Genomic DNA, 22,617 nt, shown 5'->3' with positions numbered 1-22,617 from the left:
GAAACATGCACGAAGTAAATAAACGGTTGTTCAACCGTCGTACCTTTCTTAAATCGACAACCGGCGCGGTGGGGAGCCTGGGGCTGGCCGGGCCGGCATTCAGCCTGAGCCAATGGATTGGCACGACGGATGCCCTTCCCGAACTGGCGCTTATCCGGCAACGAATGGCCGACCAGTCCCTGGTCATCGCGCCGGAAGCGAACTGGATCAGTGTCGATCAGTTGCTCCGTACCCTGGATCCGACGGGTCACTGGCCCGACCTGGAAGCGCAGTTCAAACCCGAACACGAAGGGGTCAAGCGATACGGCCACTGCACCCGAATCCTAAAACTGGCCGGAGCCTTTTACGCGGCCACCGGCTCGCAACGCACCCAATTGGCCGACGCCCTGCACCGGTCACTGGGCGTATGGCTGGGCAAGCCCCATCCCCCCTCGGCGGGCTGGTTTTATCAGATTGGATCGCCTTTAGCGCTGGGACAGGCCGCCCTGATAATGGGGAACGAACTGTCCGCTTCTGAAAAAGCGGAGGTTGTAACCATCCTTAAAACCTGCGTGCGTCCCGATGGAGTACTGGACTATTCCGGCTCTCCGGCGACCGGCGAAAACCTGATGCATGAAGCCACCATTCAGGTGATGGCCGGTTGTTTAGCGAATGATCCGGCTTACGTCGCCCGCTACACCAAACAGGCAGAGCAGGAAATTGGGCCGGGTCGGTCCGAAAGCATTCAGGTTGATTTCAGTTTCCACCAGCACGGTCCCCAGTTTTATTCCGGGGGACTCTACGGCCTTGGATTTGCCCGCGACGCAACGGCGTTAGCGCTCGCCTTGCATAAAACCGCTTTCGCCTTTGCGCCCGACAAACTGGAAACACTAACCCGCTACGTCCTTGACGGGCTGCAGCCCCTGACGCGGGGCCGTTCGCTTGATTTTACCACCGTGGGGCGGATGGTGGCCTGGCCGTTGAAGCACGGCCCCGATCATGATTCCGGTTTCGGGGCCAAAGCTGCCTGCGACCACCTCATCCCCTTCGGCGGCAAGCGCCAGGCTGAACTCCAGGCGTTTGCCCGACGACTACGGGGTGAGACTGAAGCCAAAACCGCTCCCGCTGGCAACCGGTTATTCTGGATGTCGGACTACATGGCGCACAACCGACCCGGTTTTCATGCTTCGGCCCGAATGTCGTCGCGCCGGGTGTATAGCCACGAGTCGGGCGGGAAACAGAACGAATTGGGCTATCACCTGGGCGATGGGGCGATGTGTCTGATGCAGACCGGAGAGGAATACCGGGATATTTTCCCGCTCTGGGACTGGCGCCGGATTCCGGGGGTGAGTTGTGTCTATAATCCGGCCGTCCCGTTGCCGCTGCATAGCTGGGGCATCGGTTCGTACGGCGGCAGCGATTGGGCGGGTGGCGTTTCGGATGGAACGTCAGGCGCAGCCGCTATGGAGGTGCATCGGGGAGGATTGCACGCGCTGAAGGCCTGGTTTTTCCTGGATGAGGTAGTTGTGTGCCTGGGGGCCGCCATCAAATCCTACGATTCCACCTTACCCGTGGTAACGAGTGTGAACCAGTGCTGGGCGAAAGGCCCCGTCACGACGAGCATGAACACCGCTGCCTTAGCCGCCGACGAAACCCATACACACAAAACGGCGGGCTGGGTTCACCACGACGGGGTAACGTACCTGTTTCCGCAGCCGTCGAACCTGCGCATCCGCACCGAACGCAAATCGGCTCCGTGGAAAACGCTCAATACGGCTCCGCACCGGGATGCCCGGGAGGACCCCGCCCATCCGCCCGCGGCTGTTGAGGGGGAGGTGTTTAGTCTCTGGATCGAACACGAAAATGCCGCAAAAGAAGGTTTCAAGTACAGCTACGTGGTGGCACCCGGTTTGGCACCTTCCGACATTGCTGCTTTCAGCAAAACCAAATCGCCGACCATCGTTTCCAATACGCCCACCTTACAGGCCATTGCTACCCCGGACCTTGTGCAGGGAATCTTCTGGAAACCCGGTGCGCTGGTGTTGCCGGACCAGCGCAAACTGGAAGTCGATCAACCCTGTATCGTCCAATGGCGACGAACCGCCAACGGGCGCTGGACCCTCGCCGTCGGAAACCCGACGCACCGGGCCGGGAAGGTGCTGGTCCGGGTGCAGGATACAGTTGCTTCCGCACAGCCCATCGTGACGACCTTCACCTTTCCGGAGGGGGCAGAAGCGGGCCGGTCACTGGTTCAAAACTTTCCTAAAGCCTGATGCTGTATGACCTCACGCCGACATTTTATTAAACTATCCGGCCTGTCGATGGCCGCCACCGCGCTTCCCCTCCGTCGATCACGTCCGGATGCAAAACCGATCATCCTGCTCAAGTCGTCGTGGAATGACAAGAACATTGGCGACATTGGACACACACCGGGCACGCTGCGGTTGCTGGAACGGTATGTGCCCGAAGCCCAGATTCTGTTGTGGCACGCGGCTCCCCGCCCCGTAACCGAAGCACTGGTCGCTAAGAATTTCCCGAAAGTTCGGCTGATTTCCGGTGGGTTTGAGCCAGACAAGCCCGATAGCCCGGTCACCAGAGCCTTCAATGAAGCCAGTCTGTATATCCACAATTCGGGTATGTCGATGAATTACGGTCTGTTCAATTTCGAATGGGGCAATACGATGTCGCATCTGGCCCCGATGCTCTACTGCCGCGAGCGAAACATTCCGTTCGGGCTGTATGGGCAGTCGTTTGACAAATTTGCGTCACCCGCCGACCTGATCTACCGCGATGTGCTGAACCAGGCCGCCTTTATCTACACCCGCGACAAAGAATCGCTCAAGTACCTGAACGAAAACAAGTTCAAACCTGCGGTGCTCGAATTCGGGCCGGACGGCTGCTTTGGCATCGACGTGCGCGATGAAGAAAAAGGGGTGGCTTATCTGAAGCAGAACGGGCTGGAAGCGGGCAAATTTCTAACGGTCGTCATTCGAACCAACACGCCCCCGCTCGATGGCGCCGGTAAAGGGAACCTGCTAAACCCCGCCGAGCCAACCCCGGAGCAGAAAGCCGAAAACCTTGACTGGATGGCCAAGATGAACCAGCTGATTTCCAATTGGGTGCGAAAAACCGGGCTGAAGGTCCTGATTGCTCCCGAATCGCTTAAAGAAACCAAATACGGTCGTACGCTGCTCTACGACACCCTCCCCGATGAGGTGAAAGCCAAAGTCGTTTTCCGCGAGCAATTCTGGAGCGCCGACGAAGCGATGTCGGTTTTCGCCCGGGCTCACACCCTGGTTGGCATGGAACCCCACTCACTCATCATGGCCCTGGCCCTGGGAGTCCCGGTTATCCACGCCCGCGCCCTTTGGCACGGGCGCAAGGGCTGGATGTTCCGCGACATTGGGCTGAACGACTGGCTGTTCGATATCAACAAGACGTCGGCGGAAACGATGAACGCGACGTTGATGCAGATTCACCAGGACTATCCACAGGCGAAAGAAAAAGCCCGAAAAGCCATGCTGGTGGTCGCTGAGCGGCAAAAAGCGTCCATGCAGGTCGTGCGTAAACTCGTTAAATTAGCGTCGTAAATTAGTCAATATGAACAGCCTAAGTACCTCAACCCGTCGTCAGTTTCTCAAACAAACGCCCGCACTGATCGGGCTTCTTGGCGCTATTCCGGCGCTGGCGCAATCGGCCTCAGACCGTCCGGCCGACAAAAAATCGATTATTCTCCGTTCGTCCTGGCAAACTGTCAACATTGGCGATATCGGGCACACGCCGGGCGTTCTGGCGCTGCTGGAAAAATACCTGCCCGGCGTTGAAGTGCGGCTGTGGCCGTCGAGCCTCGACAACGGGGTAGAACCCCTGATGCGTCGGCGGTTTCCGAACGTACCGATCATCCGAACGCCGGAGGAAATCGAGCAGGCGTTTAAAGAATGCGTGTTTCTGCTGCACGGTTCCGGCCCCTCGCTGGTGGCAACCAGCAGCGTGGTTCGGTGGGATAAAGAAACCGGAAAACCGTTCGGGGTGTACGGCATTACGTTTCCGGGGGTCTACAGCCCCGACCCGAAAGCGATGGTGACGCCCAATCCGCAGGCCGTCGAGATGCTGAACAAAGCGAAGTTTGCCCTGTTTCGGGATTCCATCTCCCTGGATTTCGCCAAAAAGAACGGCGTTCATAATCCCGTGATGGAATTCTGCCCCGACGGGGCCTTTGCCGTCGACCTGCGGAACGATTCGGTCGCCACGGCCTTCCTGAACGAACACGGGCTGGAAGCGGGCAAGTTCATGTGCGTGATCCCGCGGACCCGTTTTACGCCCTACTGGGAAATCCCGAGCAAGAAAACCCCGTTCGATCAAACCCGGCACGACCGGAATCAGGCCATGCGGGAACACGACAACGCCCCTCTGCGGGAAGCGATTATTCAGGTGGTCCGGCAAACGCCCCTCAAAATTTTGATCTGTCCGGAAGACGAAACACAGGTCAAACTCGGCAAAGAAATACTGTACGATCCGTTACCAGATGATGTAAAGAAGAAAGTGGTCTGGCGCGACCGGTACTGGTTAACCGACGAAGCCGTCAGTACCTATATCCGGTCCGCAGGTCTGTTCGGGCTGGAAATGCATTCGCCGATCATGTGCATCGGCAACGGGATTCCCGCAATCGTTGGCCGGTTTGCCGAGCAAACCAGCAAAGGCGCCATGTGGAAAGATATTGGTCTGGGCGACTGGCTGTTCGATTTTGACAAAGAAGAAGACATCGCGCGGTACGTGCCAGCGGTTCTGGCGATGGCCAAAGACCCCAAAGCCGCCCGCGCGAAAGCGGCCAAAGCCCGTCAGTTCGTTGAAAAACGGCAGCGCGAAACGATGGGCTATGTGAAGAAACAGGTAATGGCGTAGCCGCAATTCCGTAATCAATGCATTTTTTATTCAAATAATGATTTCCTAAAACATGCTGAACCGACGCGCTTTTCTGCAGCAGGTCCCTCCGTTGGCCAGTCTCCTTTTGGGGATGATCCCTGGCCTGAAAGCGAGCAATCTGGCTACCAAACCGATCCTGCTTCGATCCTCGTGGCAAACCGCCAATATTGGCGACATCGGCCATACCCCCGGTGTGCTGACGCTGCTGGAAAAATACCTGCCCGGCGTTGAAGTGCGGCTTTGGCCAGTTAACGTGGGCGATGGCGTGGAAGCCATGCTGCGTAAACGGTTTCCAAACGTGCCCATTATTCAGTCGCCCGACGAGGTTGCCCGAGCATTTACCGAATGCGGTTTTTTGCTCCATGGCTCCGGTCCGCAGTTGGTTGCCCGCAAGGACCTGGAACGCTGGGTGCAGGAAACCGGTAAACCTTACGGCATCTACGGCATTACGTTTCCCGGCGTTTATGGCTTCCCCGAAGAGCGCAGCAAATTCAATCCGGTCGATATCGGCCTGTTGAGCAAAGCCCGGTTTGCGTATTTCCGCGACTCGGTTTCGCTGGCGTTTGCGAAGAAAAACGGGGTAAACTGCCCCATCATGGAGTTTTGCCCCGATGGTGCTTTTGCCGTCGATGTTCGGAACGACGCAGCAGCGGATGCGTTTTTGCGGGAACATAACCTGGAAACCGGCAAATTCCTGTGTGCCATCCCCCAATACCGGTTCTCGCCCTGGTGGGAGTTGCCCCAGAAAAAACAGGCTCCCAACGAAGCCAAACGGGCGTATAACGACAAAATGAAAGAGCAGGACAACGCACCCATCCGGGAAGCCATCATTCAGGTGGTTCGGCAAACGCCCCTGAAGGTGCTGCTGGTGCCCGAAAACGAAACCCAGGTCCGTATCGGCAAAGAAATGCTCTACGATCCGCTACCGGAGGACGTAAAAAAGAACGTGGTCTGGCGTGATCATTACTGGCTGACCGATGAAGCCGTCAGTACCTATATCCGGTCGGCGGGATTGTTCGGGCTGGAAATGCACTCGCCCATCATGTGCATTGCCCAGGGCGTTCCGGCAATCGTTTGCCGGTTTGAAGAGCAGACCAGCAAAGGTGCCATGTGGCGCGATGTTGGCCTGGGTGACTGGCTGTTCGACATGGACACGCCCGGCGACGTAGCGAAAATCGTTCCGACGGTCCTGGCGATGGCCAAAGACCCCAAAGCGGCTAAAGCAAAAGTTGAGAAGGCCCGAAAATACATCACACAACGTCAGCGTGAAACCATGGCAATTGTAAAAAAGAATCTGTCTGCCTAATCATAAATTTACGACTGTGTCGTAGTCCGGCTTAGGAACAATTTAAGACCGCCGTTTTTAGCATCCCCATTGACAGAGAAAAAGTGAACCGGGTGTCTTTGGTGCGTCATGAAAAGAGCGTTTGCTGACAATCTATACTATTCTGGTTTTTCGCCTTTGAATATCCAGGATACGCCGTATTTATCCGTAAATTGACCATAACTGCCGAACGGTACCGGATGCAGATCCTGGAACGTTCGCTTATCCGGATCGGCTCCTTCGGCCAGTTTATCAAAAACCGTTTTCAATTCACGGTAGGTGTCTCCGACCAGATAAAGGCTAATGGTATTGCCCTGTTTGGGCTCCAGGATGGGAGAGGCCATCCAGTCGGTCGCTGAGAGTTCAATCGCCCCGCTTTTCAAGTGTGCGTTGATGATCCGGTTATGTTTTTCTATGGGAAACTGCTCTTTCATGGGTGTATCACCCAGTTTTATCAGCGTTAACTCGCCCCCCAGGCATTGCTGATAAAAGGTCATTGCCTCGGTACAATTGCCGTCAAATAGAAGAAAAGGAGTACAGGAAAGCATTTCTTTGGTTCGGTTATGATAGATTTTAAAGTAACCCGTAGACTTTACTTACTGTTCTGGGTTTTTACGGATTTGTGGAAGGCCTATTTGGTGCGTCATGAAAGGAGGGTATTTTGAGAAACCGTATGCCTGCCAATTGGTGTTATGTGCCTTCAAAACCCGTCTTCTACCAAAACCTATCGTTATGCCATCAACGCCTAAAAAGCAGCCAATTCAACTCTACGAACGCTACCTTCAACTGATTCAGACGCATTTAACCGAACTGGTGAAGGAGAAAACCGATACCATGTTAGATATCCAGGATTTCGCCGATCAGCTTTGTATTCATCCCATCCATTTGAGTACTACGATTAAGGAAGTGACCGGTTTATCGGCCTGCGGAGTATTCCAGCTGGAAATTGTAAAAGTGGCCAGGCAACTCCTGTTGGAACCGGACCGAAAGGTGAAGGAGGTTGCCTTAATCCTTGATTTTGAGCCCTCCCAATTTACCAAATGGTTTAAACGCATTAGCGGCACTACCCCGAAAGCCTTTCAGCGCGAACGGACCTAAATCCTTAAATCATGACCATTTTATTCAGTAGCCCGCTCGTACTTTTGAGCCAGATTCAACCAGCATGAAAAATGGATTTGAAAAACACCAATGTGCTCATTACGGGCGGTAGCGAAGGAATTGGTTACGGATTAGCCACTCGCTTTCTCCAAAGGGGTAGTCAAGTGTTGGTAACGGGGCGAGATGAGCATAAACTCAAAAAGGCTGCTGCTGAATTACCCGGCTTAAAAACTTTCGTGAGCGATATCGGCCAACCCGCCGACCGGGAAGCCCTGGCGCAGTATGTGGCCCAGACGATGAGTCCCTTGCATTGGATTATCAATAATGCAGGGATTCAGCGCCGGGTTTCCTTAGCCCAGGATACGGCTCCCTGGCAGCAGCGACAGCAAGAAATTGATATTCTACTGTCGGGTCCCATCCACCTGAATCATTTACTCATCCCGTTGCTAATGAAACATGCTCAACCGAGCCGGATCGTCAATGTCACTTCGGGAGGAGCTTACATTCCCCAACCGTTTGCCCCGATTTACAGTGCCTGCAAAGCGGCACTTCACAGTTATACCATGACCTTGCGACACGCCCTGGCCAACACCTCCTGCCGGGTGATCGAACTCATTCCCCCGGCAGTACTAACGAATCTGGCGGGAGAAGGCCAACAGCATGGCGTAGAGTTGGATGAGTTTTGCGATCACGTTTTTTCAGCACTCACCAATGATTCTACCGAAACAATTGGGTATGGACCTACTGAGCACTTGGAGCCACAGTTGTCGGGTCAATCCCTTGCCATCTTGTTTGAAAATAGTGCTTCCCGCTTTGCAGTAAACCAGTATAGTTCCAGATAACGGGTGCGATAGAGGCTTGATAGACCTGAATAGACAAGGTTTACCCGACCTTTTCAACAAGACACCTCCTTTTTAGCATCGTTTAAAAGATCGAATAGTAGCGCTAGTTCTGTATAAAGAATGATTAATACTTCATATTTTTTAAGGAAGGTGTATTGATAATAGATAAATCGATGGTCACTATCTGCTTTTTAAGCACTTAATTGATAAGTGAGGTCGTTTCGAGTACACTGCGCATGACTTTCGATCCTTTTCTTGTCCTAATGGCATACTAAACATATTTACACTGAGCCGGTTAGTTAAAGAACTTGTTTACACGGGGAATTTTCATTCATATCGTTTACGCAATAATTCTATGAATGCAGAACAAGAAATTCGTCAGATCTACGCTGATTGGTTCCAGGGTACAGCGGCCAAAGACATTGATGCGGTCATGGCCCATATTGCCCCCAATGTCGTTTCGTATGAACACGATGCGCCTTTGCAGTATACCGGAATCGATGCTGTTCGAGACGTCTGCCAGCGCGGTTTTGATGTATCGACTGGCCAGATCCAGTGGGACATTCCTGATCTTCAGATTCTAATACGTGATGATTTAGCCTTTACTTGGGGCCTGAATCATATGCAGGTTCAGGAGCCGGGCCGGGAAAAAATAGAGAGTTATTCGCGGGGTACCCGGATCTTTCAGAAAATAGATGGGCAGTGGCAAATGATACATCAGCATGTTTCTTACCCCTACGATATCGAAACCGGCGAGGCAAAAACAGAACTAAAACCCTGAGCCTGCCCCGACGGCCCTACCGATGAGGTGCATATCTGGTACAAGGGTTAACTAATTTACGAAAACTATGTCAAAACTCATTGCAATCATGTCCATGTCGCTGGATGGCTATGTGGCTGACAACCAAGATGGTGTAGCTGAAGTATTTGATTGGTACTCCTCGGGTGAGGTAGATATTGAGACTGGCGGAGCCGACTCCATGACCTTTCATCTTTCTCCTGCCAGCGCTCAACATTACCAGAGTCTTGTTCATGAACTGGGCGCGGTTCTGACGGGTAGACGTACCTTCGAGGTGGCTCACGGATGGGGGGGCAATCATAGTTGGGGACCCGCCTTCGTGCTGACCCACGCGATTCCTGATGGCTGGCCAAAGCCTAATTCGACGGTACACTTTGTTACGGATGGTCTGTCATCGGCCGTCAAGCAAGCCAAAGCTGCGGCCGCTGGCAAGGCTGTTGGGGTTCATGGGGCGGATACCATTCAGCAATGCTTAAACGCGGGTTTACTGGATGAATTACAGATTGATATAGCTGCCGTTCTGCTGGGTTCTGGTATACGGCTCTTCGACCAACTGGCCAACACCCCGTATGTGCTTGGCAACCCAACCGTCATCTCGGGGATTGGCGTTACACATCTGCGTTATTCAGTACTAAAGGGTAGCCCTGCATAAGGCTTTCAATTTACCGTAGCAGCAGCACTACGTAAGGCGTGGAAAGAAAATTTCACCGGTTGTCTGCTAAAGATATGGGTCATCATGCAGTATGGTTACTCTAGAGCTGGGCAAGTCAAACTGACACCGCCACGGCCGGTCCCGCCGGTACAGGACCGTTTATCCTTAGGCCGGTTCACCTCCCTTTCTGCCTCGTCAAACGCCCCAATAATTAAACCGATACATGACAATTCCTTCGTCTCACATGGGAGGATTTAAAGAAGCAATATAGTCTTACCTCATACCGTTTGATCGGTTTCAAGGATGGAATAAAAATAGGCGTCGACCCATTCGCCCCGTATTGGCAATATCTTTCGTTTACAGCCTTCTCTTACCATTCCCACTTTTTCAAGAACTTTCATCGAGGCTTTATTTCCGACCGCACAACCCGCTTCAATTCGATGCAGTTCCAAGCTGGAAAAACCGTACCTAATCAGCTCTTTTAACGCTTCGGTTGTGTAACCTTGACACCAGTAGTCGGGCAATGTTTTGTACCAAACTTCCGCTATTCTAAAGTTGAGTTTACCTAAGGTTAAGGCAATCAAGCCAACAAATTGGTTTGTTTTTTTGAGTTGAACACGAAAAAGGTAAGCTACCCTTGGATTAGCCTTTTGCTGGTTGATCCATTCATTTAGTAAACTCTCCGTCACCTGAATGGAATCTGGAATGCCGAGTGTGTTGAATTCATCGGTTTCTTTCAATGAATGGAGCTGATGGATATCGCTCAGGTCATGAAATGATAGTTCGACTATTGACAACCGTTCGGTACTGAGTTCCATGTTCAATTAGTAGGAGTATCCATTTCAAAAATCTGAAAAGGAGGGTTTTGTGATGTACTATTTAACAGAGATTTTATCTTTTCTCTAGCCGGTACGCCCTAAAGTTTTCAAGTCTTTTCAGGAATATACACCACCCGGAACGTATAAATTACAACAGGGCTGTTCAGACTGGCTGTATTGCCTGATGACCTCTATTCTTTGGTCTTAAAATCAATCAGGTAAGGCTTGAGTCGATCGCCATTCTCATTGCGGAAACTTTGACCGATCACTAACTGGTAACGCTGATTCGGTTTCACGTCAAGTTCAAAGGAGAACGATTTTGCATCCTCCGAAAAACCCAGTAACTTTTTCACCCTTGCCATGCTTTCTAGGCCCAAAGGGCCTTTGCCAAAACTATAATAGCGGGTATCCATCTTTTGGGAAAAGCGAAGCGTAACCACCGATGTGCTGGTGCTAACCGATTGAGCCCCGTTTTCGAATGGAGCCATGCCAATCACGCTGGGTCGGTAGTCCTCAAAATTCCAGACAGATTGCTGGGCATGTTCTGTAATAGCCCCTGCTAGCAAATCCACCTCAATAAAACTGTCGTTGAAAACGGTTTGTGTGGCCTTCGCATAATCGGAGGCCTTGGCTTTATACGGGTTGCGCACGAATGTCTGGGGGTTCCGCGCGAATAAGGGGAAGGCCGTACTCTGAACCTGGATCATGATCCGATGCCCTTTTTTAAAGGTATGGAGCACATCCTGCAACGGAAAATGGACGGCCGTTTTCTGACCAGCGCGGAGTGGCTGAGGCTTTTCAAAGCTGTTGCGAAACCGGGCGGGCATCATCTCCGAACGAACCATCTGCCAGTAATTACTCAAGGTGACGTTTTTATTGGGCATGTAGGCATGATTGGGTTCGTCCAGGGGATAGACATCAATCAGTTTGACAAAGAAATCAGCATCGGTTCCTGTACTCGCTACGTTCAGATACGCTTTAATTTCCCCTCCCAGGGTCACATCTTCTGACAACGTACCGGTTTGAAACACCAGTACGTCAGGCCGACGGCCGGCAAAGCGCTGATCTTCGCTCATGTAATTATAAGGCGTAAAGTTCATCGTCGATGTCAAATCCTCGGTGTGAGGAACTGGCTTCATGGGATCGCTGGGGTAAGATACGGACTCAATCTTTTTAGGGGGTTGCTGATCTAATGTGCCCGCTGCATTTAGGTAAAGCTTTTGCTTATGAATACGAGCAGCAGGCCATTGATCAAACTGATTCCATTTTTTCAGGCCTGTATCAAACATGTACGCTTCCGGTAAGCCCGTGTTGTTGCCTACGCCCTTCAAAAAATGACGAAAGAATTTGGCTTCAATCTCATTCATATAGAAGCTCGCCAGGCTATCGCCGAAATAGAGATTACTATGCAGGGTATGGCCGGTCTCATAGGCCCATCCACCGTGACCAAACGGCCCCATAACAATCGTATTGTAGGTGCCGGGGCTTCTCTTCTCAATAGTCTTATAAAGATTCAATGGCCCCGACAGGTCTTCGGCGTCAAACCAGCCCCCAACGGTCATAACGGCCGTTTTTAGATTGGGCTGAACGTGCTGGAGTACAGCTCTTTTTCGCCAGAAGTCGTCATAATTGGGATGATTCACCGTTTCCTGCCAAAAGACGTTCTCTTTATAGTAGGTGTCAGCAAACGTCAGCGGGCCTTGATCCAGGTAAATTTGGTAGCCATCTCGAACCACTTTAGCCGTATTAACCGGTGGGCTATCGTACCAGGCAAAGGTGGTCGTGTCTTTCTTTGGTACGCCAAACCAGGGAAATAATAAAAAATAACTCTCCAAAAAAGCTCCATTATGGTGAAAGTCATCAAAAAAGAAGTCTGAAACGGGAGCCTGCGGGCTGGAGGCTTTCAGGGCGGGATGGTTACTTAGCAGACCGGCTGCTGCGTAAAACCCCGGGTAAGACATGCCCCACTGACCCACATTGCCATTATTGTTCGGTACGTGCTTGACCAACCAGTCAATGGTGTCAAAGGTATCGGAGCTTTCGTCCATGTCTGTATCACTTTTGTGAACCGTTACGGGTGTCATGTTGGTAAACTGCCCTTCACTTTTGTAACGGCCCCGCACGTCCTGATAAACCATTATATAGCCCTCCTGCATCATCGTCATCGATGGGCCTAAGTTGTTGGGATAATTATTTTTACCGTAAGGGTCAATGCCATAACAGGTTCGTTGCAACAGGATTGGATAGGGACGGGTCGCTGTGGCTAGTTTAGGGGTATAGATCGCCGTAAACAGTTTGACACCATCGCGCATGGTAATATACGTTTCGGTTTTCGTATAGTGATCCTGGACTTTATACGCCATTTGCGCAATTAAATGATGGGGTCCCAAGAGGAGGCTGATCACAAGAAGCTTGACAAAAAATTGACTCATAGGTAATTGGTCTGGCTGTTACTGATTAGCGACTAGTTTGCACGTCGATAAATCTCACGCTCGCTAGCGAACAGCAGTCAGCTACTGACCTAAAGGGTGCAGAGATTTCGAGTGGTAACTCCCACTTCGACGAGAGGTTACAGCCTAAAGGATAAAATATTCACCCAAGGTTTAAGGGAATTACATGGGCAGTAAGTTGCGCTAACCGCGCGCTCTGCACAATGGGCGGGCTAGCTGCAGATCGGCTTAAGTAAGCGAGAACCTAAAATCGTCTAGACATTTATAAAACGTCTTATTAAACGCCCCATTTAAGAAGCAGACATAGGAACGTTTCTTCGTCTCAAATAGGAGCGTTTTATAAGACTGTTGTTACGCCCAATAGATCGGCAAACACTAGACTTCCATTACGGCAATCGCATCAATTTCAATTAAAATACCCTCCAGCGCTAACGCCTGTACGCCTAGCCAGGTGCTGGCCGGTAGGTTTTTATGCGGGAACGTAATCCGGAAAGCTTCACTGATCCGGCGGACGTCCGCTGTTTTGTAATCCTTTACATAGATGGTAAGTTTGATAACATCCGTAGTCGATGCGCCGACGGAAGCCAGCGCTTTTTCTAGGTTCTGAAAGGCATACGTTGCTTGTTGGGCCAAATCATCCTCCCCGATAAGGTGGTTATCCGAATCCATCGCGACTTGCCCGGAGAGGTAAATCGTTTGAAGGGAGCCGCTCCGCACCGTCACGATCTGAGAAAAGGATTGCTCCCAATTGGGAAGCTCAGGCGGATTGAGAAAGTACTTTTCCATGGAAAATCAGGGGTGCGATCAGTTATTTAGGACGAATAAATTACAAAATTTATTCTTTTTCAAAACGCTTGGTTGATAATCCATGAAAGGCGGGATTTCTGGGGAAAGATGCCGGTATCCTGACGATAGGTTATTTCAGGTTGATGGTTAATTGAGTTAACAAATCCGGCAAGCACGCGTCGACCACCTTCCCGCTAAAGTGATTGGCTTCATATTCCTGATAGGCAAACGGGACCTGTTTCTTTTTCAGCGCTTCGATTAATAGTTGGTGTTGGGGAATCATGAAATCAAACTCATCCTGCTTGCCGACCGCCATGTAAACAAAAAGCCGGGGCGAAACTGGATTGGATTGAAGTAGATTAAATACGTTTGATTCCCTAGCTACCGATGAATTTTGATCCCCAAAGGCGACCCGGACACTATTCATGATAATTGGCAAAGGCGACCTCGGCGTTGGCGGAACGTCGTAAAAGGGCGCATTAATCGGACCACTGATATCCCCGATGAAACGAAACCGTTCCAGGTGTTTTAGGCCGAGTTGAAGCGCACCGTATCCGCCCATCGAATAGCCGCCAATCGCCTGGCGGGTGGGATTAGCCCCGTATTTTTTATCAATGTAGGGAAATAATTCTTGTACCATAAAATCCTCATAGCGACTAGTGGCGTTGCCGACAGCATTGACGTACCAGCTCGTATCGGCGCTGGGCGTAACGACCAGGAGTTGTCGATCCTTTAATTCCGTTAACAGATTGGTTTTTAGAAACGAAGCGTGATTGCCCGCCCACCGGTGCAGCAGGTAAAAGACGGGGTACGATTTAGTTGCCGTATAGTTCGGTGGCAGAATAATGGTCGTCGCCACTTTTCGTTTCAGGATGGACGAATAGATCGAATCAACCGTCACCGATTGACTCCGGACGGGACCGCAGACGATCGTCAGCGACAGGCCTGCCCACAACAAGCCTTGGAATCTTTTTTTCATGGAATAATCGGTCGGAGTACTCTGTTGGATAGCCATATAGAATTGCCAAGCCATGCCTGTTAGGCAGTGACTGCTGTCAGGAAATGTTGGCTTCTTCAGGCAGAATTTGAAAACGGGGTTAGCCTTTCAAGCCGTATTTTTCGATTAGCGGTTGGCGTTGCTCGTGAAACATGGTAATCCCGTACCGTGTATTGAGCGCATCCATCTTGCTGGTCGCTTCTTTTGAGGTGAGCGGAACGCCCCGCTTTATCAAGTCAGGAATCAGCCGTTCGTGCAGCTCTTCCAGGAAATTTTCAAAGTCCTGGTTAAAAAACATATCAATCAGGCGGGCGGGTTTATCGGTTGCGTTCCAGAAGGTATGAACAAGACCGTGCGGACGCAGATGCCAGCCCCCTGCTTCGACCTGATACACGGTATCGCCAACCAGAATACTGACCGTTCCTTCCAGGACATACATGATCTCATCCAGGTCTTTGTGAACATGCGGAGCGGGTCCCATAATTTTGGGTCCGATCACGCTCTCCGCACACGAAAATTGCCTGTTGGTTTGATTGCTGCGAACTCTGATCCGACCATCCACACCAGAGGGACCGATTTTTAAGGGTTCCGGCGAGGGAGGCAGATAAAAGGGCTTTAGCGGGCTTCGATCCACGCTCGATGAGAATAACTCCACAGATGGGTTAAGCGAAGTGAAAGGTACCCCCAGGCTGGCCAGCAGGCCGGTCGTCAAAAAGTGTCTCCGTTCCATTGGATTAAATGGGTCTTGTTTGATGGATACTGTGATTAGCGCGGTTGATTATCAATGAGTTTGGCAGTGGCCATTTCCTCCTTCATAGATATGGCCCAATTGGCCCCTCGATTCCTGAATGGGGTTGGCTTACAGATAGCCCAGAGGTTATTTAGCAGTTTCCGGACGGATTCGCCGACGGGCCGATTGCCGTAAATCATACACGTTACATAAGGAACTTTGGCCCAGTAACTCTTGCGCATTTGGAAATCCACCGCATCGGAGGGCGGTTTTTGCGCTCCCCTGACGGTTTTAATCACGCCTTTGTCTGATTGAACGAGGGGGGTCGTTAATGCCGACCCAACGAGAAGCAGCGATAAAACCAGCGTTTTCATAAGACAATGAAGATGTTTTTATAAAATGAATTGAAAATAGACTTGGCGTTTGCCGCCTAGTGATTCAAACGTAGCTGCTGAAATTAGAAGCCTCAACGAGGATCGGACGAGTGGTAAAGAATTTCGAGTCAGTCGCCGAACTTTTGAACGAAGCCGGTAAACCACCCACGAATCGGCTTACTCAAAAAAGTGACCACTCACGCGAAAGAGCAGATCATTCGTCCGCGATCAGGTAAATAATGAAGCTGTTTATCAGTATCTTGTTTACGCAATGCACTGCTAATCCGGATGAAAAACGGTCTATTCTGCCTTCTTCTCTTTTGCTGTCCCACTCATCTTTTGGCGCAACCAGATGTCAAGGTTATACGACATGACAGCCTCAAGCGCGAATTGGGGCGTACCAAAAGCGACACCCTGCGTGTGCTGATTTATGAGCAACTGATGGGTGTATCGCCCCAACGGAAGGCAGTCATCGATTATGGGCAACAGGGATTTAACCTGGCCAAACAGATTCACTTCGACCGGGGCGCTATTCAGTGCGGAAACAAACTGGGGTTTATGCTGGTCGAATTGGATTATTACAAGGCCATCCCGATTCTGATGGAAACCAAACAACTGGCTGAAAAACTAGAGGACCCACAAGCGCTCCTGACCACGATCCTCTATTTGGGGTATGCTTACAATAAATTCGATTTTCAGAAAGCCCAGTACTATTATACGATGGCTAGACAACTGGTCGAAAAAGACCATATACCCGAAAGCGTCACACCCATATCGCGAATATTAGGTCAATTTTATTACAATTGGAATGTTCTCGACTCAGCCTTATTTTATTCAAAAAAAGCCTACCAACAAGGCCAGCAGGCCAATATCTCTCCCAACGTGCTTAATAAGCTCTATGATGTTCAGTTTGGGAAAATTTATTACAAAATGAAGCAACCGGATTTGGCCATGCGCTATTTCCGCCGAGCCATTGCGTCGGCCACGGGTAACCCCAATGGGCAGGTGTATGAAGGGCTGGCAATGATTTTTCGCGACCGGCAGCAGTTGGATTCCGCTCGGTATTACGCCAAAAAATCGCTGGCCATTCAACAGGAACGGAACGAAACGATCTACATCATCCAAACGGCCACGTTGCTTTTTGAGCTGTATCAGGCGTCAAATCCCGCCGAAGCGCTGAAATACCACTTACTGGCCACCGCGACGAAAGACAGCCTGAAAACCCAGGAAAAAGTAAGGCAAGCCGAAAAAGCCGCCTATGAGGATCGGGAGCGGGAAGCCGCTACCCAACGACGATTTAAAGCGGCTGAACTCGACTACCAAAACAGACTCAAACTTTATGCCCTGGTGGGCCTGTTAGGGATTGCTATCCTGGTCGCTTATTTTCTATACCGGGCCAATCGCCAGAATCGCAAACTCGAAGCCCAGCGGCTGCGACAGCTCGAAACGGAATTCGAGCAGAAACTGGCTGATACCGAAATGATGACGTTACGGGCCCAGATGAACCCGCATTTTATATTCAATTGCCTCAACTCGATTAAGTTATACACCCTCCAGAACAAAGCCGACAAAGCGTCTGAATACCTGACCAAATTCGCCCGCCTGATCCGTCTGGTTCTGGAGAACTCTCGTTCCGAGCGTGTTCCATTACAAAATGAGCTGGAAGCCTTACAGCTTTACATCGAGCTGGAAGCCATGCGGTTCAAGCAGAAAGTTCAATTCATGATCCAGGTAGCGTCTGAAATTGATCAGCAATATGTCCAGATTCCGCCTTTACTCCTTCAGCCTTACGTTGAAAATGCAATCTGGCATGGATTGATGCATAAAGCCGAGGGAGGCTTTGTGCAGATAAATGTGTGCCAATCCACTGACCATTTATTACACGTTGAAATCACCGATGACGGCGTTGGCCGTGAACGAGCCAGGGCGCTGAAAAGCAAGTCGGCTGGAATGCACAAGTCGTTTGGGATGCAGGTGACCGCTGATCGGATTCGCATGATCAATCAACTCCATAACGTCCAGACCCAGGCGCAGGTAGTTGACCTGGTGGCAACCGATGGCGAACCGTTAGGAACGAAAGTCGTGCTGGATATTCCAATATAAAGCATGAAAAAGCGAAAGAGCGTATTTCCAGTGAGCGCGTTCTTTGGCTCATTTATTAGTTCGCTCATTCACCCTTTACACTATGCTACGGACCGTTATTATCGACGATGAGCCCGACAATGTGGAGTTACTGGCGATGCAGGTATCGCGACATTGTCCACAAATAGAGATCGTTGGCCAATTTACCGAAAGCCCCAAAGCACTCCTGGCGCTGCGTTCGCTTCACCCTGCGTTGGTGTTTCTGGACATCGAGATGCCGATGCTGAATGGTTTTCAGCTGCTGGAACAATTAGGCGAGATTTCCTTTCAGGTCATTTTTGTAACGGCTTACAATCAGTACGCGGTGCAGGCTTTTCGCTTTGCGGCTTTAGATTATTTATTGAAACCGGTCGATACCATCGATTTGGTTAAATCGGTTGGTCGAGCGGAACAGGCGGTCAAACGGAGTTCGTCGGTCTGGCCGATTCCCGCCCATATTCTGAATGAGCAGCTGGAAATGCTGAAAGCGCATTACCCAACGACGGGCGGAGGAAATTCAGCGGCTCCCTCTAAGTTCGCCCTTCCGCACGCCAATGGCCTGGCGTTTGTCGATACGGGCCAGATTCTATACGCTGAATCGGACAGCAACTATACCCATTTTGTACTGGATAATGGCGAAAAGTACCTGGTTTCCAAAACCCTGGGCGATGTGCAGGAACTACTCGAAAGCCGCAACTTTCTGCGGGTTCACCGGCAGTATATCGTTAACCTGGGCCATATCAAACGACTGGTCAAAGGGGAAGGTACCTATCTGGTGCTGAGCGATGGCAGCACTATTCCCGTATCGCGTCAGCAAAAAGAACGACTCCTGGAACGGTTTGGGTGGGTATAGTGAAGCTCCTCATTTAGTTAGTTTTCCAATTTAATTAATCGCCCATTTTTATATCTAATTCATAGCGCCATTCCTTCGTCTCAGAATAGGGAGCGTTTTAGGAGATTTTGCGGTAATTGGGTACGTCAGACGTGAGTGGACTGGCTACATTTGAATGAAGTTTTTTTTGCTTTCAAAGAGTAAACGGGGTCTGTATCGCATGGCACGGGCCACCCCGCCATAGGTCTACAACCTGGTTTATGATTAGATACCTGCTACTCTTTAAAATATCTCGTTTTTTTGTAACAAAGGCTATCGGTAGCTCTTGGTTTTGTAGAATCAAACATACCAGTTTTATAAGAATTAATAAATAGGGTTACATACTAAGGAATGATAGCTGGAGGGCAATGCTTAACCAAGCTCGTTCGCTATACCGATCCTTGAAATTAAAAGCTTTGTTTAACCTCATCATATCGAAAATCGACGGTAGTACTACCCTTGGTATGCATGGCTTCCGAATACCCGTAAGGGACGTTTTCGGGAGGTGCAGCTTATTTTTTGATGAAATCGTCGGCGTTGTAAACTTCATTCGGTGCCTGCCCAACCTGATAAAACCAGAAGTTGGCACGCAGCGTTTTGTCGTTGATGAACACTCCGAAAAACCGTCCCCGGTTCGATAAGCCCAGGCTTACTTCTTCAGACGTAATAACCGGCCCCGTTATGGTATACACCGGACTTCCGAACAGCGTAGCCGCACTGCCGCCCCGCCAGTTTACTTTCCCCGCTCCACCCTCATCAAAAGACAGACTGTAGGAGTACAATTGGCCCAGCCACTGGGTTTTCGGCAGGTTTTGCGGGATCAATTGCAGAATCTTTGTTTCGATTTTTCGTAATTGCGCTACGTTCCAGAGGAGATGGTTGAGGTTTTTGGGGCTTGATAACTCATCGCTGCCCAGCAAGGTGAAGGAGGTTTGAGCGTTCTGAGCCGGAAACGTAATGGTCACTTTATCATCGGTTTTGGAGAAATCCCACGTACCGGAGTTCGAGCCGTTCATGTCCTGCCAGGTGAAGCTGCCATTTTTTTTGAACTGGATCGTAAACACTCGTTGCGTAGCTTCACCCTTGTACGAAAACAGGCCATGCCAGTACGTATCACTAATCGGGTCGGCATCGACGGGCGCAGGTTCAGGTGTTTGGGTTGAACACGAAAAACCGACGATCGACCCTAGCAGAATACTCAGGAAATGACGCATGACGAAAATAATTTACAGACGGACATATTTGATAACCAATCGTTTGGCTTTGGTCGGATTCGGCATTTGCGGATTAGCCGCGTAGTCGAAATCCCAGGTCATTGTGTTGCCGCTGACGCTGAGTTTGTAACCGGAGTCGGGCAGGCTTTTGTCGGGCACGGTGATCCATAATTTGCTGCCCGTTATGGACCATCGACCCGCTTCGTTCATGCGTTCGACGACCGGTTTCATACGTCCGCAACTCTCTGGTACGGTCACTTTCATCGTGCCATCAGCCAGAAACGTATACGTAATGTCGGGCGTACACGGAATCGCCCTGGTCAGTTCGGGGGTCGAGTCTTTAGTTTTGCCACTGGCTTCCGTCAGAAGCATGGCGGTACGTTTCCACGTGCCCACTACGTTCTGTGCCAGCAGCGGACCGGTGGATAGGCACAGAACAAGAGCAGAAAGCAGAATCCTATCTAGAAAAATTCGTTTCATCTGGGTTGGTAGTAAGCCGAATGGTTATTTGCCCGGTTTTGCAACTGACTGGTTTACAGTTTATGGTAAACGTAGGTCAGGATATTTTTTTTGTAGGGGCCAACTTTAGTGGCATCCAATTCCAGCAACATCACAGCGGAGCCGTTGATGCCGTCTACGGTTTGAATGTTATAGGTAAGATCGCCCGCTTGGCCAAGGAGTTGGGCAAACTCCTTTTCTTCTTTGCCGATAATCGTCAGTTTTCCCTCCTCAATGCCGATCCCACTGGTGTGCTTGGCGTTCAGCGACCAGCGTACTTCACGGGTTTTGGTACTTCCATCAATGTCTCCGGTTGCTGTCAACCGACCATCGCTGAAAAATTCCCAGATGATAACCGTGCCGTTTTGCTTCAGTTCTGGGCCGGTGGTCAGTGTAGTGCCGTCCTGTCTGGTGATATGATAAAGCGCACGAATGGCTTCCCATTTGCCTACCAGTGAACTAATTTGCTGTGGCTGCGGCTCATCGGCGTTTTTGCTGCCGCAACCCGCTCCCGAATTGCCAAACAGAACAGCTACTAGGCTGTAAGCGAGGTATTTTTTCATGATTAGCGAGTAAGAGGTTAACTACGTTACGCGTTCAGACCGTATTTGGCGATGAGCGATTGCCGCTTTTCTGGAAAACTGACCAGGCCGAATTTCTGGCGGAGGTCGTGATACATGGCTTGTATTTCCGGAGAATTCATGGCTAAACCTCGCGTTTTGGCTGTCTCTGGGATTGTGTGAATTGAGGCTTCCAGATAGTCTTCAAAGGGTTGCTGAAAGTAGCAGTCGATCCCAACGGCGGGTTTGTCGGTGACGTTCCAGAACGTATGGACAATACCCCGCGGACGTAGGTGCCAACCACCCGCCTGTACGTCATACACCTTCTCGCCCACCATAACATTGATAGTCCCTTCCAGGACGTACATCAGCTCGTCAAGCGCTTGATGCAGGTGCGGAGCCGGTCCCATTTTTTTGGGCGCTACGGCAAACTCAACGCACGAGAATTGCCCCCTGGTCTGGGTTTGCCGCACCCGGGTTCGGATACTCAGCCCTTCAGGGCCCGCTTGTAAGGGCTCCAAGGGAGGCAGATAAAACGGTTGCAACGGATCAGCAGTTGGCGGGTGGGCCATCAGGTTCGCTGGATTGATACCAGCGAACAGACCAGCGACGGCTGCCATTGAAAGAAAATTACGACGTTCCATAACTAAAATACTGGGTTGACTCCGGTTGGCTTATGATCAATGAGCTATCTTCCTGCGTTGTAAATGCTCAGTAGCAAGGCCTTACTGATACGCTGACCTGCTTTTTGGCCCAGATGTCCCTGCCCATCGCTATCTACGCCGTTCACCTCAGAGGGGTCGCTGGGGCTGGCGCGGTTGTCGGGACAAATCCGTGGCACGTTGGCTTGCTGACAGGTTCCGTCGTTGGTTTCGATGGCTTGCAGATCGAAAATGACGTCGGTACTTTTGAACGTATCTTTCATCCACTGGCCAACGTTAGCTTTGGCGGCATTGCCTTCTTCGGCGGTGGTGGAGTACACAAGCGGGGGCGTTATGTGGACGAACTGAAGCCCCGGAATTTGCTGGCGCAGTTCGTCTACGAAAGTTTTGTAAGCGGTTTTTACCTGGTCGCGGTTGTTGTCCAGCACATCGGCATAACCAAATTTGAACACCGCAATTTTCAGCGTGGCTTTACTACGTAGCGCGGCTTCTTTAAACACCCGGATTTTATCGTAGGGGTTGCCGTTCGGAATGTTGCCTACATCCACAAAAATGCCACCGCGCAGCCCTTTGCCTTCGGTTCCTTGATCAACCAGATCGCTGGCGCCAAAGTACTCGAACGTAACACCATTGGCTTTAGCCCCTTCTTCCAGATCCTGCCCGACGGACTGATGCAGAAATAGCGTATTCCAGCGTTTGATGCGCTGTTTTTCTGATGCCGCCAGTCTGTCCCACGCGTCGATACCCGACAGGCCGACGACGCCCGGTTGTCCGTTACCCAGATTGGCAGATCCTGTTGACGGGGAACCCGGTGTGGATGGATTGGAGGAGGTTCCATCGTTCGGATCGGGTTGTGGATCAGCAGATGGGTTGCTGCAACCGGTCAGCAGGAAGAATAACAGGAGCTTTTTCATAAAGT

The 22,617-nt window shown here is 50.9% G+C and carries 22 protein-coding genes; 10 read left to right on the top strand and 12 right to left on the bottom strand.

The genetic code is table 11. From position 1 onward, the window contains the following. Window positions 1-5: 5 nt before the first annotated feature. Genes GJJ30_RS03100 through GJJ30_RS03085 form a run of 4 tightly spaced genes read left to right on the top strand, consistent with a single transcriptional unit; the run spans window position 6 to window position 6,208 of the window. On the top strand, window positions 6-2,252 hold the full coding sequence (locus tag GJJ30_RS03100; RefSeq protein ID WP_154173024.1) for a polysaccharide lyase family 8 super-sandwich domain-containing protein: 2,247 nt from the start codon (window positions 6-8) through the stop codon (window positions 2,250-2,252). Window positions 2,253-2,258: 6 nt separating this feature from the next. After that, on the top strand, window positions 2,259-3,569 hold the full coding sequence (locus GJJ30_RS03095) for a polysaccharide pyruvyl transferase family protein (RefSeq protein WP_154173022.1): 1,311 nt from the start codon (window positions 2,259-2,261) through the stop codon (window positions 3,567-3,569). 10 nt (window positions 3,570-3,579) lie between these two features. Next, window positions 3,580-4,881, top strand: a complete 1,302-nt coding sequence (locus GJJ30_RS03090; protein WP_154173020.1) for a polysaccharide pyruvyl transferase family protein — start codon at window positions 3,580-3,582, stop codon at window positions 4,879-4,881. Between the two features lie 52 nt (window positions 4,882-4,933). Then, the gene (locus tag GJJ30_RS03085; RefSeq protein ID WP_154173017.1) at window positions 4,934-6,208 is read left to right on the top strand and encodes a polysaccharide pyruvyl transferase family protein; all 1,275 of its coding nucleotides are present in this window, start codon (window positions 4,934-4,936) and stop codon (window positions 6,206-6,208) included. A gap of 137 nt (window positions 6,209-6,345) precedes the next feature. On the opposite strand, the gene GJJ30_RS03080 is transcribed toward GJJ30_RS03085, so the two are convergent. After that, window positions 6,346-6,774, bottom strand: coding sequence for a VOC family protein (locus tag GJJ30_RS03080; protein WP_154173015.1), 429 nt, complete (start codon window positions 6,772-6,774; stop codon window positions 6,346-6,348). 184 nt (window positions 6,775-6,958) lie between these two features. Between GJJ30_RS03080 and GJJ30_RS03075 the strand changes: the two genes are divergently transcribed. The 4 genes from GJJ30_RS03075 to GJJ30_RS03060 all read left to right on the top strand — a co-directional run bounded on the left by GJJ30_RS03075 (window position 6,959) and on the right by GJJ30_RS03060 (window position 9,617). After that, on the top strand, window positions 6,959-7,324 hold the full coding sequence (locus GJJ30_RS03075; protein ID WP_170299109.1) for a helix-turn-helix domain-containing protein: 366 nt from the start codon (window positions 6,959-6,961) through the stop codon (window positions 7,322-7,324). Between the two features lie 71 nt (window positions 7,325-7,395). Continuing rightward, window positions 7,396-8,166 (top strand): SDR family oxidoreductase, encoded by a 771-nt coding sequence (locus GJJ30_RS03070; protein WP_154173011.1) that lies wholly within the window; start codon window positions 7,396-7,398, stop codon window positions 8,164-8,166. A gap of 355 nt (window positions 8,167-8,521) precedes the next feature. Continuing rightward, entirely contained in the window at window positions 8,522-8,947 is a 426-nt protein-coding gene (locus GJJ30_RS03065) for a YybH family protein (RefSeq protein WP_154173009.1), read from the top strand. A gap of 67 nt (window positions 8,948-9,014) precedes the next feature. Further along, window positions 9,015-9,617: a dihydrofolate reductase family protein gene (locus GJJ30_RS03060; protein ID WP_154173007.1), complete on the top strand. Its 603-nt coding sequence runs from the start codon at window positions 9,015-9,017 to the stop codon at window positions 9,615-9,617. Between the two features lie 278 nt (window positions 9,618-9,895). On the opposite strand, the gene GJJ30_RS03055 is transcribed toward GJJ30_RS03060, so the two are convergent. The 6 genes from GJJ30_RS03055 to GJJ30_RS03030 form a co-directional block, all read right to left on the bottom strand. Continuing rightward, entirely contained in the window at window positions 9,896-10,435 is a 540-nt protein-coding gene (locus GJJ30_RS03055) for a GNAT family N-acetyltransferase (RefSeq protein WP_154173005.1), read from the bottom strand. A 191-nt stretch (window positions 10,436-10,626) separates the two neighbouring features. Further along, the gene (locus GJJ30_RS03050) at window positions 10,627-12,867 is read right to left on the bottom strand and encodes a CocE/NonD family hydrolase (protein WP_154173003.1); all 2,241 of its coding nucleotides are present in this window, start codon (window positions 12,865-12,867) and stop codon (window positions 10,627-10,629) included. A 393-nt stretch (window positions 12,868-13,260) separates the two neighbouring features. After that, window positions 13,261-13,671, bottom strand: coding sequence for a RidA family protein (locus tag GJJ30_RS03045; protein WP_154173001.1), 411 nt, complete (start codon window positions 13,669-13,671; stop codon window positions 13,261-13,263). A gap of 130 nt (window positions 13,672-13,801) precedes the next feature. Then, the gene (locus GJJ30_RS03040; protein ID WP_170299108.1) at window positions 13,802-14,650 is read right to left on the bottom strand and encodes an alpha/beta hydrolase; all 849 of its coding nucleotides are present in this window, start codon (window positions 14,648-14,650) and stop codon (window positions 13,802-13,804) included. A gap of 118 nt (window positions 14,651-14,768) precedes the next feature. Beyond that, window positions 14,769-15,398: a cupin domain-containing protein gene (locus tag GJJ30_RS03035; protein WP_154172997.1), complete on the bottom strand. Its 630-nt coding sequence runs from the start codon at window positions 15,396-15,398 to the stop codon at window positions 14,769-14,771. Between the two features lie 35 nt (window positions 15,399-15,433). After that, the gene (locus GJJ30_RS03030) at window positions 15,434-15,772 is read right to left on the bottom strand and encodes a hypothetical protein (RefSeq protein ID WP_154172994.1); all 339 of its coding nucleotides are present in this window, start codon (window positions 15,770-15,772) and stop codon (window positions 15,434-15,436) included. A 339-nt stretch (window positions 15,773-16,111) separates the two neighbouring features. Here GJJ30_RS03030 and GJJ30_RS03025 point away from each other — a divergent pair, with 339 nt between their 5' ends. Next, complete coding sequence (locus tag GJJ30_RS03025; RefSeq protein WP_170299107.1) at window positions 16,112-17,875, top strand: histidine kinase; 1,764 nt, start codon at window positions 16,112-16,114, stop codon at window positions 17,873-17,875. Window positions 17,876-17,957: 82 nt separating this feature from the next. Then, window positions 17,958-18,746 (top strand): LytR/AlgR family response regulator transcription factor, encoded by a 789-nt coding sequence (locus tag GJJ30_RS03020; protein ID WP_154172990.1) that lies wholly within the window; start codon window positions 17,958-17,960, stop codon window positions 18,744-18,746. A gap of 530 nt (window positions 18,747-19,276) precedes the next feature. Here GJJ30_RS03020 and GJJ30_RS03015 read toward each other — a convergent pair. The 5 genes from GJJ30_RS03015 to GJJ30_RS02995 all read right to left on the bottom strand — a co-directional run bounded on the left by GJJ30_RS03015 (window position 19,277) and on the right by GJJ30_RS02995 (window position 22,612). Beyond that, on the bottom strand, window positions 19,277-19,978 hold the full coding sequence (locus tag GJJ30_RS03015; protein WP_154172988.1) for a hypothetical protein: 702 nt from the start codon (window positions 19,976-19,978) through the stop codon (window positions 19,277-19,279). A gap of 12 nt (window positions 19,979-19,990) precedes the next feature. Continuing rightward, window positions 19,991-20,458 (bottom strand): lipocalin-like domain-containing protein, encoded by a 468-nt coding sequence (locus GJJ30_RS03010; protein WP_154172986.1) that lies wholly within the window; start codon window positions 20,456-20,458, stop codon window positions 19,991-19,993. 53 nt (window positions 20,459-20,511) lie between these two features. Continuing rightward, window positions 20,512-21,039, bottom strand: coding sequence for a hypothetical protein (locus GJJ30_RS03005; RefSeq protein ID WP_154172984.1), 528 nt, complete (start codon window positions 21,037-21,039; stop codon window positions 20,512-20,514). A gap of 26 nt (window positions 21,040-21,065) precedes the next feature. Further along, on the bottom strand, window positions 21,066-21,557 hold the full coding sequence (locus GJJ30_RS03000) for a cupin domain-containing protein (RefSeq protein WP_229312924.1): 492 nt from the start codon (window positions 21,555-21,557) through the stop codon (window positions 21,066-21,068). 167 nt (window positions 21,558-21,724) lie between these two features. Continuing rightward, complete coding sequence (locus tag GJJ30_RS02995) at window positions 21,725-22,612, bottom strand: SGNH/GDSL hydrolase family protein (protein WP_170299106.1); 888 nt, start codon at window positions 22,610-22,612, stop codon at window positions 21,725-21,727. Window positions 22,613-22,617: the final 5 nt, after the last annotated feature.

The sequence above is a fragment of the Larkinella terrae genome (assembly GCF_009668025.1).
Lineage (GTDB): Bacteria > Bacteroidota > Bacteroidia > Cytophagales > Spirosomataceae > Larkinella > Larkinella terrae.
Note: the sequence above shows the minus strand (reverse complement) of the source record. Positions and strands in the feature narration are given on the sequence as shown.

Bases quoted from the DNA above. Each gene is read 5' to 3' on its own strand.
- GJJ30_RS03055 (WP_154173005.1), bottom strand. From the start codon at position 10,435: ATGGAACTCAGTACCGAACGGTTGTCAATAGTCGAACTATCATTTCAT.
- GJJ30_RS03075 (WP_170299109.1), top strand. From the start codon at position 6,959: ATGCCATCAACGCCTAAAAAGCAGCCAATTCAACTCTACGAACGCTAC.
- GJJ30_RS03100 (WP_154173024.1), top strand. From the start codon at position 6: ATGCACGAAGTAAATAAACGGTTGTTCAACCGTCGTACCTTTCTTAAA.
- GJJ30_RS03030 (WP_154172994.1), bottom strand. From the start codon at position 15,772: ATGAAAACGCTGGTTTTATCGCTGCTTCTCGTTGGGTCGGCATTAACG.
- GJJ30_RS03065 (WP_154173009.1), top strand. From the start codon at position 8,522: ATGAATGCAGAACAAGAAATTCGTCAGATCTACGCTGATTGGTTCCAG.
- GJJ30_RS03015 (WP_154172988.1), bottom strand. From the start codon at position 19,978: ATGCGTCATTTCCTGAGTATTCTGCTAGGGTCGATCGTCGGTTTTTCG.
- GJJ30_RS03060 (WP_154173007.1), top strand. From the start codon at position 9,015: ATGTCAAAACTCATTGCAATCATGTCCATGTCGCTGGATGGCTATGTG.
- GJJ30_RS03090 (WP_154173020.1), top strand. From the start codon at position 3,580: ATGAACAGCCTAAGTACCTCAACCCGTCGTCAGTTTCTCAAACAAACG.
- GJJ30_RS03020 (WP_154172990.1), top strand. From the start codon at position 17,958: ATGCTACGGACCGTTATTATCGACGATGAGCCCGACAATGTGGAGTTA.
- GJJ30_RS03035 (WP_154172997.1), bottom strand. From the start codon at position 15,398: ATGGAACGGAGACACTTTTTGACGACCGGCCTGCTGGCCAGCCTGGGG.
- GJJ30_RS03045 (WP_154173001.1), bottom strand. From the start codon at position 13,671: ATGGAAAAGTACTTTCTCAATCCGCCTGAGCTTCCCAATTGGGAGCAA.
- GJJ30_RS03085 (WP_154173017.1), top strand. From the start codon at position 4,934: ATGCTGAACCGACGCGCTTTTCTGCAGCAGGTCCCTCCGTTGGCCAGT.
- GJJ30_RS03080 (WP_154173015.1), bottom strand. From the start codon at position 6,774: ATGCTTTCCTGTACTCCTTTTCTTCTATTTGACGGCAATTGTACCGAG.
- GJJ30_RS03010 (WP_154172986.1), bottom strand. From the start codon at position 20,458: ATGAAACGAATTTTTCTAGATAGGATTCTGCTTTCTGCTCTTGTTCTG.
- GJJ30_RS03050 (WP_154173003.1), bottom strand. From the start codon at position 12,867: ATGAGTCAATTTTTTGTCAAGCTTCTTGTGATCAGCCTCCTCTTGGGA.
- GJJ30_RS03070 (WP_154173011.1), top strand. From the start codon at position 7,396: ATGGATTTGAAAAACACCAATGTGCTCATTACGGGCGGTAGCGAAGGA.
- GJJ30_RS03005 (WP_154172984.1), bottom strand. From the start codon at position 21,039: ATGAAAAAATACCTCGCTTACAGCCTAGTAGCTGTTCTGTTTGGCAAT.
- GJJ30_RS03095 (WP_154173022.1), top strand. From the start codon at position 2,259: ATGACCTCACGCCGACATTTTATTAAACTATCCGGCCTGTCGATGGCC.
- GJJ30_RS02995 (WP_170299106.1), bottom strand. From the start codon at position 22,612: ATGAAAAAGCTCCTGTTATTCTTCCTGCTGACCGGTTGCAGCAACCCA.
- GJJ30_RS03040 (WP_170299108.1), bottom strand. From the start codon at position 14,650: ATGAAAAAAAGATTCCAAGGCTTGTTGTGGGCAGGCCTGTCGCTGACG.